Annotated in this window: 12 protein-coding genes; 2 read left to right on the forward strand and 10 right to left on the reverse strand. The window is 56.8% G+C overall.

Annotation, left to right across the window (positions count from 1 at the left end; all coding sequences use genetic code 11):
- Positions 1 to 45: 45 nt before the first annotated feature.
- On the reverse strand, positions 46 to 1,386 hold the full coding sequence (glnA, locus tag H6F58_RS11545; protein ID WP_060701964.1) for a type I glutamate--ammonia ligase: 1,341 nt from the start codon (positions 1,384 to 1,386) through the stop codon (positions 46 to 48).
- Between the two features lie 135 nt (positions 1,387 to 1,521).
- Between glnA and panB the strand changes: the two genes are divergently transcribed.
- A complete protein-coding gene (gene panB, locus H6F58_RS11550) occupies positions 1,522 to 2,358 on the forward strand; it encodes a 3-methyl-2-oxobutanoate hydroxymethyltransferase (protein WP_146275392.1) in 837 nt (278 codons plus the stop codon).
- Between the two features lie 102 nt (positions 2,359 to 2,460).
- Here panB and H6F58_RS11555 read toward each other — a convergent pair whose 3' ends face one another.
- Entirely contained in the window at positions 2,461 to 2,655 is a 195-nt protein-coding gene (locus H6F58_RS11555) for an SPOR domain-containing protein (RefSeq protein WP_146275394.1), read from the reverse strand.
- Positions 2,656 to 2,789: 134 nt separating this feature from the next.
- Between H6F58_RS11555 and map the strand changes: the two genes are divergently transcribed.
- Positions 2,790 to 3,665 carry a type I methionyl aminopeptidase gene (gene map / locus H6F58_RS11560; protein ID WP_146275396.1) on the forward strand — a complete coding sequence of 292 codons (876 nt, stop codon included), beginning with the start codon at positions 2,790 to 2,792 and terminating at the stop codon, positions 3,663 to 3,665.
- 80 nt (positions 3,666 to 3,745) lie between these two features.
- Here map and nrdR read toward each other — a convergent pair whose 3' ends face one another.
- From nrdR to sepF, 8 genes are all read right to left on the reverse strand, one after another.
- Entirely contained in the window at positions 3,746 to 4,234 is a 489-nt protein-coding gene (nrdR, locus tag H6F58_RS11565) for a transcriptional regulator NrdR (protein ID WP_060701968.1), read from the reverse strand.
- Between the two features lie 83 nt (positions 4,235 to 4,317).
- Positions 4,318 to 5,670 carry a histidinol dehydrogenase gene (gene hisD, locus H6F58_RS11570; RefSeq protein WP_146275398.1) on the reverse strand — a complete coding sequence of 451 codons (1,353 nt, stop codon included), beginning with the start codon at positions 5,668 to 5,670 and terminating at the stop codon, positions 4,318 to 4,320.
- 111 nt (positions 5,671 to 5,781) lie between these two features.
- A complete protein-coding gene (gene dnaE, locus H6F58_RS11575; protein ID WP_146275400.1) occupies positions 5,782 to 9,345 on the reverse strand; it encodes a DNA polymerase III subunit alpha in 3,564 nt (1,187 codons plus the stop codon).
- A gap of 97 nt (positions 9,346 to 9,442) precedes the next feature.
- Positions 9,443 to 10,387 carry an RluA family pseudouridine synthase gene (locus tag H6F58_RS11580; protein WP_146275402.1) on the reverse strand — a complete coding sequence of 315 codons (945 nt, stop codon included), beginning with the start codon at positions 10,385 to 10,387 and terminating at the stop codon, positions 9,443 to 9,445.
- On the reverse strand, positions 10,384 to 10,953 hold the full coding sequence (lspA, locus tag H6F58_RS11585; RefSeq protein WP_261382981.1) for a signal peptidase II: 570 nt from the start codon (positions 10,951 to 10,953) through the stop codon (positions 10,384 to 10,386). Before lspA ends, H6F58_RS11580 begins: the two co-directional genes overlap by 4 nt.
- Before the next feature lie 109 nt (positions 10,954 to 11,062).
- Positions 11,063 to 11,824: a DivIVA domain-containing protein gene (locus tag H6F58_RS11590; RefSeq protein ID WP_146275406.1), complete on the reverse strand. Its 762-nt coding sequence runs from the start codon at positions 11,822 to 11,824 to the stop codon at positions 11,063 to 11,065.
- A gap of 229 nt (positions 11,825 to 12,053) precedes the next feature.
- Complete coding sequence (locus tag H6F58_RS11595) at positions 12,054 to 12,350, reverse strand: YggT family protein (RefSeq protein WP_060701974.1); 297 nt, start codon at positions 12,348 to 12,350, stop codon at positions 12,054 to 12,056.
- Positions 12,351 to 12,373: 23 nt separating this feature from the next.
- The gene (sepF, locus tag H6F58_RS11600) at positions 12,374 to 12,925 is read right to left on the reverse strand and encodes a cell division protein SepF (protein WP_060701975.1); all 552 of its coding nucleotides are present in this window, start codon (positions 12,923 to 12,925) and stop codon (positions 12,374 to 12,376) included.
- Positions 12,926 to 12,999: the final 74 nt, after the last annotated feature.

The raw sequence follows: 12,999 nt of genomic DNA on the forward strand, positions 1-12,999 counted from the left end.
TTGTTTCTCCCACAAGTCGCCGTGTGCGGGCACACGGCGACATTTCTAGAGGATACTTAGATTTTTATTGAGCTCGTAGGGAGTCACGACCTGGCGGTATTCTTCCCATTCGGCCTTCTTGTTCGAGATGAAGGAATTGAATACCTGTTCACCGAGGATCTCGGCCATGAATTCGGATTCTTCCATCACACGCAGCGCTTCATGCAGGCTGCCTGGCAACGGCACGTGGCCCGAAGCACGACGCTCCGCGGTGGACAGGTTCCAGACGTCATCCTCGGTTGGCTCTTCGAGCTCGTAGCCTTCACGGATGCCCTTCAGGCCAGCGCCCAATAGACAGGCGTAGGCGAGGTACGGGTTGGCTGCAGAGTCGATGCCGCGGTACTCAACTCGAGCGCTTTGCCCCTTGCCCGGCTTGTACAGCGGAACACGAAGCAGCGCCGATCGGTTGTTGTGGCCCCACGAACGGTGGCTTGGGGCTTCTCCCCCGCCCCACAAGCGCTTGTACGAGTTCACGTACTGATTGGTGATCGCGGTCATTTCCGGAGCATGGTGCAATATGCCTGCAATAAAGGAGCGGGCAACATCAGAGAGCTGGTATTCGCGCCCAGCCTCAAAGAAGGCGTTGCTGTCTCCCTCGAAGAGCGAGAAGTGCGTGTGCATGCCGCTGCCCGGGTGCTCAGAGAAGGGCTTGGGCATGAAGGTGGCATGAATCCCCTTCTGCATTGCCATCTCCTTGATGACAGTGCGGAAGGTCATGATGTTATCGGCTGTTTGCAGCGCATCCGCGTAGCGCAGGTCGATTTCATTCTGGCCTGGACCGGTTTCATGGTGGGAGAACTCCACCGAAATGCCCAGCGCTTCCAAAGTCGTCACGGATGCGCGGCGGAAATCTTGTCCTACGCCGTCGGGCACATGGTCGAAGTAGCCACCGGTGTCGATGGGACGCGGGCGCCCGTTGGCATCCAGCTCCGAGGATTCAAGAAGATAGAACTCGATTTCTGGATGGGTGTAACACGTGAAGCCCATATCGGAGGCTTCTCCCAGCTGGCGCTTGAGAACCTGGCGCGGGTCAGCACTGGATGGCTGGCCCTCTGGCGTCAGGATGTCGCAGAACATGCGTGAGGTCGGCTCGACCTCACCTCGCCATGGCAAAATCTGGAAAGTGGACGGATCCGGCTGAAGCAGCATGTCAGATTCCGAGATCCGGGAAAGCCCGTCAATGGACGAACCGTCGAAGCCCAGACCCTCTTCAAAGGCATCTTCAACTTCAGCAGGAGCCAACGCCACGGATTTCAGTGATCCAACGACGTCGGTAAACCACATTCGCACAAATCGAACATCACGTTCTTCAATGGTGCGCAGCACAAATTCCTGCTGACGATCCATTTTCCACCACCTTTGAATTTCTAATACCGGCACTGATTACGGCCGGTAAGAAAATTGACCTGTGGCAACACTATATCGGTTCCCACCGGGGCATCCAGTAAGCATCGCCCAGTTCAAGTACGATAAAGTCATTTTATGCCTCAACCTTACCTAGGGAATCCTGAGAAAGGCCCATCCCGCATCCGAATTCATCATTTGCAGCAGGCAAAAGATCGCGGTGAAAAATTCGCGATGTTAACTGCCTACGACGTAATGATGGCCGAAATTTTCGATTCAGCCGGCATCGAGATCCTGCTGGTTGGCGATTCAGCAGCCAATACGGTCATCGGCTACGACTCAACGCTGCCCATCACCCTCGACGAAATGGTGGTTTTCACCAAAGCCGTGGCGAATGGCGCCCAACGAGCCATGGTGGTTGCAGATCTGCCTTTCGGAAGTTACGAGCAATCTCCTGCACAGGCGGTTGAGACTGCAGTTCGCCTCATGAAAGAGGGCGGCGCCCAAGCCGTCAAGATGGAGGGCACCGCCCAGTATGCGGAACATGTTCGCGCCATGGTGCTCGCCGGCGTTCCGGTCATTGGCCACATCGGGTTCACTCCGCAGTCAGAGCACGCTCTTGGAGGATTCCGAGTTCAGGGCCGCGGCGATGCCATGGCTCAAATGAAGGCTGATGCACTGGCATTGCAGGACGCGGGAGCCTTCTGCATCTTGATGGAGATGGTGCCAAGCACGGCCGCAGCCGAAATTGACGCTGCCCTGAGGGTTCCGACCATCGGCATTGGCGCAGGAGCATCGACCACGGGCCAGGTGCTGGTTTGGCAGGACATGCTGGGCCTCGGCGCGCGCCGCACGCCTCGATTCGTCAAAAAGTACGCCGATCTTCGCAGCGTCATAGGACAGGCCGTCAGCGAATACCACCAGGACGTCATTTCCGGTTCGTTCCCCTCGGAAGAGTACGAATTCAAGGAATAGCCCCTTCGTGCCACACGCCAAAGGCGGTGCCCCGAACCAAGTTTTGATCTGGTTGCGGGCACCGCCTTCGCCGTTGCCTACAGGGCAATGGGCCTTTTTGGACTACTCGTCGTTTTCCTCGGCCTCATCCCACGCCTCATTGCGCGCCTGGACTTTGCTCATTGCGGCTTCTGCTTCCGCAGCGGACTCATATGGACCTAATAATTGCGACCAATCTGACTGGGGTCCCTTTTCCACGCTCTTGGTGGAAACGTTATACCAGTACTGGCCTTCACCAGGGGTGCCAGCTGAGCTCATTGGAAACTCCTCAAATCTAGGTTGGTACTTCCATCTCCACGTTAGACCACCACGAGAAAAATAGGTGGAACACCACCCTATGCCACGGCCAATCCTGAGCAAGCCAAAACCCGGGTGAAGCTAGAATAAGTTCTATGGCTACAGCTTCAACCGCACCCATTGGAAACCTCACCGCCGGCACCATCTCCCCCGAGCTTCCGGTCCCGAAACATATCGAGCGACCTGAGTACGTGGGCAAAAAAGAACCGTCGGAGAATACTGCGTCGGAAGTCAAGAGCCCCGAAGTCATTGAACGCATACGCGTGGCTTCCAGAATCGCGGCACAGGCCCTCCAAGAGGTTGGCAAAGCGTGCCAGCCCGGTACCACCACGGACGAATTGGATCGTCTTGGACACGAGTTCCTCATGGACCACAACGCCTACCCTTCGACGCTCGGCTACCGCGGCTTCCCGAAGTCCTTGTGCTCCTCGCTCAATGAAGTGATCTGCCACGGCATCCCTGATAGCACGGTGCTCCAGGATGGCGACATCATCAACATTGATATCACTGCCTACATTGGTGGCGTTCATGGCGATAATAACGCTACGTTCCTGGTCGGTGACGTCGACGAAGAATCGCGCTTGTTGGTTGAACGCACGGAGAACTCGCTGAAGCGGGCCATCAAGGCCGTCATGCCCGGCCGTGAAATCAACGTAATTGGCCGCAGCATCGAAACTTATGCCAAGCGTTTTGGCTACGGCGTAGTCAAGGACTTCACCGGCCACGGCGTGGGCGAATCCTTCCATTCGGGTTTGATCATTCCGCATTACGATGCGGCCCCGGCCTACAACACGCTGATTGAACCGGGCATGGTCTTCACCATCGAGCCGATGCTCACCCTTGGAACTATTGAATGGGACATGTGGGCGGATGACTGGACCGTAACGACCAAGGACAAGAAGCGCACCGCGCAGTTCGAGCACACCCTGCTGGTGACCGACAACGGCGCGGAAATTCTGACTCTTCCATAGCCCCCGCAGGAAAGAGCAAGGCCGGCATTCATCTCCCCGTTGGGACTGAACGCCGGCCTTGCTCATTCTTTATTACATTGTCACTCCGCGGTCAGCGGCCGCTGGTTGCCCTGCGGAGTGTTGCTTCGGCGGTCGCGCAGTCGTCCGATCGCGTTTTCAAAATCAGTCAACGACTGGAAATTGTGATAAACGCTGGCAAATCGCAGATAAGCCACTTCGTCCAAACGCGAAAGCGGTTCAAGGATAGCCAAGCCCACCTGGTGCGCCGGGATTTCGGCCGCTCCCGACGTACGCACAGCTTCTTCCACTTCTTGAGCAAGAATTGCCAGATCGTGGTCGGTAACCGGACGGCCCTGGCAGGCTTTGCGCACGCCGTTGATGACCTTATTGCGCGAGAATGGCTCCACCGCGCCGGACTGCTTGAGCACGCTGAGGCTCGCTGTCTCAGTGGTAGTGAAGCGCCGAGAACACGCGGTGCACTGGCGACGCCTGCGGATGGATACGCCGTCGTCAGCAACTCGGCTGTCGACCACGCGGGAATCAGCATTACGGCAATACGGGCAATTCACGGCACCTCCATCTGTAGCTATCGAAGCATTCTCGGTTATTCATGGTGACGAGAATCCACTCATGTCACCTACCAGTTTAGCGTCTATTGCGCGTTTCGCACTGCGACAGCGTCGCCGTGCGCTGGCAGGTCCTCAGCATTGGCAAGATTGATCACGTGCGCAGCCACATCGCCAAGCGCGGCCTTGTTGTAATTGATCACCTGGATTGCCTTCAAGAAGGTATTCACGTTCAGGCCCGAGGCGTGCAGGGCAGTGCCGTTGGTGGGAAGTACGTGGTTTGATCCGGCGCAGTAGTCCCCTAGTGACACCGGGGCATACGGTCCTACGAAAATTGCTCCGGCAGCGGTAATGCGTGCCGCCGTAGATTCTGGATCGCTGACCATGATTTCAAGGTGCTCGGCCGCATAGGCATTGCAGACCTCGATGCCCTGTTCCAAGTCCTTGACCAGGATGATGGCTGACTGGGTTCCCGACAAGGCCTGGCGAACACGCTCGGAGTGCTTCGTGGCTGCAACCTGCTTGAGCAGTTCGCCTCGTACCGAGCTTGCTAGTTGAGCAGAGTCGGTAATCAGCACCGCAGCGGCGTTGGCGTCGTGTTCGGCCTGGGAGATCATGTCGGCAGCGACAAAGCTGGGATCCGCGCCATGGTCGGCAAGGATCGCAATTTCCGTAGGGCCGGCTTCAGCATCAATGCCGACGACGCCCTTAACCAGGCGCTTGGCAGTGGCCACGAAAACGTTGCCCGGCCCGGAGATCACGTCAACCGGCTCGATCCCGCCACGCTCGTCATTTTCGACCTCAACACCGTAAGCGAAGGCGGCCACGGCCTGCGCCCCGCCCATGGCGTGGACTTCATCAATGCCCAGCAGCTTGGCGGCAGCCAAGATGGTTGGGTGTGGCAGTCCCCCGAATTCTTGCTGCGGCGGGCTGGCCAGCGCAAGGGAAGCAACACCGGCGGCCTGGGCCGGCACGGTGTTCATGATGACCGAGGATGGATACACGGCCAGGCCACCTGGCACGTACAAGCCAACGCGCCGTACGGCAACCCAACGCTGCGTTACCGTTGCGCCATTGGCGTAGTTCACTTCCGTGTCCTGTGGGCGCTGGGCTGCGGCAAATACCCGGGCACGGTCAATGGACTCTTCCAGGGCCAGGCGGACTTGCGGATCGAGTTCTTCAAGGGCCCGATCCAGCTCATGCTGGGGCACGCGCGTGTGGTCCAGATCCACATGGTCAAATCTCTTGGCAAGATCCTTGAGAGTCTGCATGCCACGACTGCGGACGTCATCAATGATCGCCTGCACGGTCTCGGTAGCGGTCTGCGTGTTCATCTCGGGACGCGGCAAATGAGCTTTGAGCTGTGCATAGCTCAGGGATTTGTTGCGCCAGTCGATGGTGGCGAGGTCTGAAAATTCGGTCTCTGGAATTGTGCTCACCTTCCTAGTTTAACGCCGATAACCGGGTGAGGTTTTATTGATTACCTCACCCGGTCATTCAAGCCGCCATTATGGGAACTGACAGGTCAACAAACTGGCTGATTTCCGGCGCTATACATCCAGGCAGTGCGGGCCAAGCAGGACCTTCAAGTCGCCAAAGAGCGCTGGATTCGGGTTGACTCGGAAGTTCATCCCGAGTCGCATCAGCGACGTCCCTCGGCTGCCGGTGAGCTTAACGCGCACTTCGGTGTTCCCGCTGTGCGTCCTGAGCACGTCGCCAAGGCGTTGCACCAACGACTCGGTGGCCTTGTGCGTCGGGATGCCGATCACCACAGGGCCGCCATTGGCGTCCTCTGAAATTTCGGGAATCATCATTTCCTGGGCGTTCAACGTAATCGAGCCGTCGTCGCGCCGCTGGACGCGTCCCTTGATCACCACGATCAGGTCATCGGCCAGGATCTCCGCAATCGGCTGGTAGGCCTGTCCGAAGAACATCACTTCCATCGAACCGGAGAGGTCTTCGATTTCACAGCGCGCATAGGGATTGCCGCTCTTCTTGGCGATGCGGCGCTGCAAACCTGAAATCATGCCCGCAATGGAGATGATGTGCCCGTCCTGCGGACCGTCATCCGAGAGAACATGGGTTACCGGCATGTCCGCGTACTGGTCCAGGGCGGACCCCAGTCCCTGCAATGGGTGATCCGATACGTACAGGCCCAGCATGTCGCGTTCGTACGCGAGCTTTTCCTTCTTGTCCCAGTCGGGCAAGTCCGGAATGGCCACGCTCATGGATTCCGAGGCCTCTTCAGAGCCGAGCGCGCTGAACAAGTCAAACTGGTTGGCAGCCTCGTTGCGCTTGACCTGGATAACTGAATCAACAGCTTCTTCATGAATGGCGACCAGCGCGCGGCGCGGGTGCTTCAACGAGTCGAAGGCGCCGGCCTTGATCAGCGATTCAATGGTTCGCTTATTGCAGACAACCGCTGGGACCTTGCCCAGGAAGTCGCTGAAGTCGTTGTAGTGCCCCTTGTCCTTGCGGGCTTCTACGATGCCAGCCACGGCGTTGGTGCCCACGTTGCGAATAGCACCCATGCCGAAGCGGATGTCCTTGCCCACAGGAGTGAAGTTCAAGGCGGATTCGTTCACATCAGGTGGCAACACGGTAATACCGATATGCCGGCATTCATTCAGGTACAGGGCCAGCTTGTCCTTGTCGTCTCCGACCGAAGTCAGCAGCGCGGCCATGTATTCGGCAGGGTAATGCGCCTTCAAATAGGCGGTCCAATACGACACCACGCCATAGGCGGCCGAGTGGGCCTTGTTGAACGCGTAGTCGGAGAATGGCAGCAAAATATCCCACAGCGTCTGCACGGACGCGTCGGAATATCCGTTATCGTTCATGCCCTGCTTGAAGCCAGCGAACTGCTTGTCCAGCTCGGACTTCTTCTTCTTGCCCATGGCTCGGCGCAAGATGTCTGCTTGGCCCAAGGAGTACCCAGCCAGCTTCTGGGCAATAGCCATAACCTGCTCTTGGTACACAATCAAGCCATAGGTACCACCGAGGATTTCAGCCAACGGCTCTTCGAGCTCGGGGTGGATCGGGGTAACTTCCTGCAGCCCGGTCTTGCGCAAGGCGTAGTTGGTGTGCGAGTTGGCGCCCATGGGACCCGGGCGGTACAGCGCGATCACTGCGGAGATGTCTTCGAAGTTATCCGGGCGCATCATTTTCAGCAGCGAGCGCATCGGGCCGCCATCGAGCTGGAACACGCCGAGGGTATCGCCTCGGGCCAGCAAGTTATAGGCTTCCGGATCCTCGATGCTCAGGGTTTCCAGGTCGATCTCATCGCCGGTATTATACCGGATGTTCTCCAGCGCATCGGAAATGATGGTGAGATTTCGCAATCCCAGGAAGTCCATCTTGATCAAGCCCAAGCCCTCGCAGGTTGGGTAGTCGAATTGGGTAATAACCTGGCCGTCCTGGATGCGGCGCATGATTGGGACCACATCAATAATCGGATCGGAGCTCATGATGACACCTGCCGCGTGCACGCCCCATTGGCGCTTCAGGCCTTCAAGCCCCTTCGCGGTTTCGAAGACTCGTGCGGCTTCGGGGTCGTTGGCGACCAAATTGCGGAAGTCGCCTGCTTCCGAGTAGCGCTTGGAGTTCTGGTTCTCGATGTCGTTGAGCGGAATGTCCTTGGCCATCACGGCCGGTGGCAATGCCTTGGTCAGGGTCTCGCCCATGCTAAATGGATATCCGAGTACGCGCGAGGAGTCCTTCAGGGCCTGCTTGGTCTTGATGGAACCGTAGGTCACGATCATTGATACGCGTTCATCGCCATACTTCTCGGTCACATACTTGATGACCTCAGAACGGCGGCGATCATCGAAATCGACGTCGAAGTCGGGCATGGAAACACGTTCCGGGTTCAAGAAGCGTTCGAAGATCAAACCGTGCTTGAGCGGGTCCAAGTCGGTAATTCGCATCGCGTAGGCAACCATGGAACCTGCACCGGAGCCACGGCCGGGACCTACACGGATCCCGTGGTCTTTTGACCAGTTGATAAAGTCGGCCACCACGAGGAAGTAGCCCGGGAAGCCCATCTTGATGATGACGTCGAGCTCGTAGTCAGCCTGCTTGCGCGAGGCTTCGGGCACTCCATCGGGGTAGCGGTAGTGAAGCCCCTTGTCGACTTCCTTGATCAGCCAGCTGGTTTCATCCTCGCCCGGTGGGCAAGGGAACTTTGGCATGTAGTTCGCGCTGGTGTCGAATGAAACCTCAACGCGGTCTGCGATCTCCAAGGTGTTGTCACACGCGTCAGGGAATTCTTTAAAGAGTTCGCGCATTTCGCGCGCGCTCTTCAGATAGTAGCCGGTGCCGGAGAAGGCGAAGCGGCTTCCGCCTTGATCATAGGTCGGCTCATCAAGCGTGGACCCCGAGTTGATCGCGAGCAAGGCTTCGTGCGCCTTGGCGTCTGCCTCGTGAGTGTAATGCAGGTCATTTGTGGCGACCAGCGGAATGTTCAGTTCCTTGGCGAGGCGCAGCAGATCCTTGGTGATCCGTCGCTCGATCTCCAGGCCATGGTCCATGATCTCGCAGAAGTAATTCTCCTTGCCAAAGAGGTCCTGCAGTTCAGCCGCCGCTGCCTTGGCCGCGTCATACTGTCCCAAGCGAAGTTTCGTTTGCACTTCGCCTGAAGGGCAACCGGTGGTCGCAATAATGCCTTCGTGGTGTTCGTTGAGCAACTCGCGGTCCCAGCGAGGGTACTTTCCGAAAACGGAGTCCAAAGATGCGCGGGAGGAACCTTTGAAGAGGTTGTTCATGCCCACGTTGTTGTAGGACAGCAGCGTCATGTGGTTGTACAAGCCACCACCGGAAACGTCGTCGCCTTTTTGCGATTCGTCGGTGCGCCATTTGACGCGCGTCTTGTCATCACGCGCAGTGCCCGGAGTGACGTAGGCTTCAACGCCGATAATGGGTTTCACCCCAGCACCAGTTGCCTGCCGCCAGAAGTCGAAGGCACCGAAGAGATAACCATGGTCAGTGATCGCCAAAGCCTCCATGCCCTGGCGATTGGCCTCGGCAAAAAGCTCGCCGAGACGCGCAGCACCGTCCAGCATGGAGTATTCGGTATGGGTATGAAGATGAACGAATCCGTCGCGTGTTGCACTCACCCAACCAGTCTAGCGATGAAAACCCTTGGCGGGGTTCAGCAAAGCCCGAGCGGTAGATGTGGTTATTGCGACAGCATGGATTCCTCTGCCCGTTGGCCTAGTATTCTCCGCTACGCAGAAGTTCTACGGCACCTTCAAGGTCGGCCGGGTAATCACTTTCATATTCCATCCACTGGCCCGAGACCGGGTGGCTGAAACCGAGCTTTTTGGCATGCAGCCACTGGCGGGTGAGCCCGAGTGCTGCGCCAAGTTTTGGATCAGCGCCATAGGTCTGATCGCCTGCACAAGGATGGCCAAAGGCTGAGAAGTGGACTCGAATCTGGTGGGTACGCCCGGTTTCCAGATGCACTTCCACCAGTGATGCACGGCCGAAGGCTTCGATGACCTTGTAGTGTGTGACCGATTGGCGTCCACCTTCCAGGACTGCGAACTTCCAATCGTGCCCTGGATGGCGCCCGATAGGAGCATCGATGGTGCCCTCCAATGGATCAGGCAATCCTTGAACCACTGCGTGATAAATCTTCTTGGGGGTGCGCTCTTTGAAAGCCCGTTTCAACGCGGTGTAGGCGCGTTCGGACTTGGCTACGACCATCAGGCCGCTGGTACCGACATCCAGGCGATGAACAATGCCCTGGCGTTCCGAGGCACCGGAAGTCGAGATGTTATATCCCTCTGCCATCAAGGCGCCGACAACCGTGGGTCCTACCCAGCCTGGAGAAGGGTGAGCGGCAACTCCAACCGGCTTGTCAATGACTACATAGTCATCGTCATCCGCGATGATCTTCAGCTCTTCCACTTTCTCAACCTTAATTTCCAATGGGTCTCGTTGCGGAGGAATCGTCACGTTCACACGATCGCCAGCCTTGAGCTTCAATGATTTTGCAATGATGCGCCCATTTACTTGAACGTGAGAGTCCTTGCACAGGCTTGAGGCCAGAGTACGAGGAATGTCCAGATGTCGCGCGAGGTAGGCGTCGAGCCGGGCTCCAGCATCTGCTGGTTCGACAAGGAGATCCTGGATAACAGTTTCGTCAGAAATCATTCTTTGGATTCCGTTTCGCCCTGGTCTGATTTCTGCTTAGCCGGAGCATCCCCGATGGTTCCGTCCAGGTTGCGTCCTCGAATCAGCATGTAAGCGACAACGATCATCGAACAAACGATGAATGAGTCCGCAACATTGAAGATCGCAAAATGGGTTACGGAGAACATGTCCACGACGTGGCCGAATCCGAAGGCCGGCTGGCGGAAAATTCGGTCTCCCAGATTTCCGAGAACACCGCCGAGCAAGCAGCCCAATACGACTGCCCAACTGCGAACCAATACTTTGCGCGAAAGAAGATAGATCACGAAAATGGCCACTGCTGCTTGGAGCAGCGCGAAGATGATCGTAAAGTCTTCCCCGATGGAGAACGCGGCGCCTGGATTCAAGATGTAATGAATATTGAAGATCCCAGGGATGACTTCAATCGACTCGCCGAGCCGCATGTTCCGCTCCACCAAAATCTTCACGACCTGGTCAATGACCAAAGCGATCAGCGCAATTACTAGGCCCGTGCCCAAGAATTTCTTCGGTGACGGGGACTTACCCCCAGTTTGAACTGCGTCCACAGTGATACCTATTAGTTCCTCTTAAACGTCAACGGTGGCACCCGGATAAAATCCGTGCACCACCGTTGATCTTACTAGAAAGCTAGATCAGGTTCTTACCTGTCAGCGACTAGTTCGACTTGCTTGCGTCTGCATCAATCGAGCCCTGGGACTCGAGGTCGCGCAGCTGACCTTCGATGTAGGTCTTCAGGCGAGCACGGTAGTCGCGCTCGAATCCGCGCAACTGCTCAAGCTTGCGCTCAAGAACAGACTTCTGCTGCTCAAGGGCGGACAAGGTCTTGCGGCTCTTTTCTTCAGCAGAGGTAACCAGCGAGTTCGCCTCGGTCTTTGCTTCCGAAATGATCTTGTCGCGCTGTTCTACACCGGCAGCAACGTACTCGTCGTGCAAACGCTGAGCCATCGACAGCACGTTGGCTGCAGACTCGGCGGATTCGGTACGTGGTGCTGCTGCAGGAGCGGCAGCTGCAGCTGGGGCAGCCTGAGCTGCTGGAGCAGCTGCAGCAGGAGCTGCGGCTGGCTTCTCTGCGGCAGCAGGCTTGGCTTCGGCCTTCTTCTCTTCGGCCGGCTTCGGAGCTGGAGTTGCAGCCTTGGCTGGCTCAGCTGGCTTAGCCTCAGCCTTCTTCTCCTCAGCTGGCTTTGCAGCAGGAGCAGCCGAAACAGGTGCAGGCACTGCCTGCTCCTTCGATACCGAACCGGCATCCTCACCAAGTTCGGCAAGTCGACTACGAAGAGCCTCGTTCTCACCGGTTAGGCGACGCAGCTCCACTACGATTTCGTCGAGGAAGTCATCTACCTCGTCTTGGTCGTAGCCTTCACGGAACTTGGTCGGCTGAAACCGCTTATTGACTACGTCTTCTGGCGTCAAAGCCATTGGGTCACCTCAATACTGGGATCATTTCCGCACGACCATGTCATGCCTTGCGAAACACTTACCGTTGTTGTCAGTGTCGCGACCGGTGAAGTCGGAGCACCATTTCCTAAAGGATATAACGATTTGGACACTAAATACGAAATCGAGCTTACGCCCGTGTCTCATATTCTTTGAATCTACAGGGTTTGAACTCTTAGAACAATCCCCGGTTTAGACGAAAATCGCCTAATCAGATCCCTGTAGTACTGCCTAAACTACTTACCACAGCTTTGAGAAGCATTACAACGATAAACAGCAGCAGAAACGACAGGTCAAGACGGATTCCGCCGAGATCTAGGGGTTTAATTCTTCTGCGCAACCACCGCAGAGGAGGGTCGGTTATCGACACAATCGCCGTTGCAGCGATCAAGGCGATACCCGTAGGACGCCAGTGGCGAGCAAAGCTTTCAGTTATATCCAGCACAATTCGCATCAAGAGCAGAATTTGCAGGATTGCTAAAGCGAGATAGATGATCCCGAACACCATTTTGCGCTTGTGCTCCTGGTAACTTAGCTCTGATTGAAGAAAGTAGCCTGGGCTTCAGACTGCTTACGGTCTTCTCCAAGCACCTCAACGGTCGCTGGAGAGAGCAGGAACACCTTGTTGGTAACCCGCTCGATGGAGCCGTGCAGGGCGAAAACCAGCCCTGCGGAGAAATCTACGAGGCGCTTGGCATCGGTCTCTCCCATATCAGTGACATTCATAATCACTGGGATTCCGTCACGGAAGTTCTCACCGATGATCTTGGCATCGTTGTAAGAACGCGGGTGAACGGTTGTAATCTGACGCAATTCGGAATCCTCATCCCGTACTGAAGGGGCACGCTTGATTGGGGTGACCGGAGCGCGGTATTCCGACTCTGGTTCTCTAGCTTGTGTTTGCGGTGCAGCCGGCCGTGCGACAGCCTGCGGGCGTGGGGCTTCAGCAGTGCGCTTGGGGGCTGCATCTTCGACAACACGTACCTGGCTCCTAGGCTCGGCTTGTGCTGTTTGGGTTTCTTCTTGCTCGACGGCATCCGCCAAGCCGAGATATACCATTGCTTTACGCAGTCCGTCAGCCACGATGTTTCTCCTTGTTTATCCCTTGCACGCAACCCCAGTGCATGCTTCCGCTACTTCGACGCTACCGCACAAAT

Origin of the sequence: Glutamicibacter sp. FBE19 (assembly GCF_015524875.1) — a bacterium.
In the GTDB taxonomy this organism is placed as follows: Bacteria; Actinomycetota; Actinomycetes; order Actinomycetales; family Micrococcaceae; genus Glutamicibacter; species Glutamicibacter halophytocola.

Excerpts from the sequence above, each read along its gene's own strand:
- map (WP_146275396.1), top strand. The coding sequence starts at position 2,790 with ATGGCTACAGCTTCAACCGCACCCATTGGAAACCTCACCGCCGGCACC.
- panB (WP_146275392.1), top strand. The coding sequence starts at position 1,522 with ATGCCTCAACCTTACCTAGGGAATCCTGAGAAAGGCCCATCCCGCATC.
- glnA (WP_060701964.1), bottom strand. The coding sequence starts at position 1,386 with ATGGATCGTCAGCAGGAATTTGTGCTGCGCACCATTGAAGAACGTGAT.
- H6F58_RS11580 (WP_146275402.1), bottom strand. The coding sequence starts at position 10,387 with ATGATTTCTGACGAAACTGTTATCCAGGATCTCCTTGTCGAACCAGCA.
- H6F58_RS11595 (WP_060701974.1), bottom strand. The coding sequence starts at position 12,350 with ATGGTGTTCGGGATCATCTATCTCGCTTTAGCAATCCTGCAAATTCTG.
- H6F58_RS11590 (WP_146275406.1), bottom strand. The coding sequence starts at position 11,824 with ATGGCTTTGACGCCAGAAGACGTAGTCAATAAGCGGTTTCAGCCGACC.
- H6F58_RS11555 (WP_146275394.1), bottom strand. The coding sequence starts at position 2,655 with ATGAGCTCAGCTGGCACCCCTGGTGAAGGCCAGTACTGGTATAACGTT.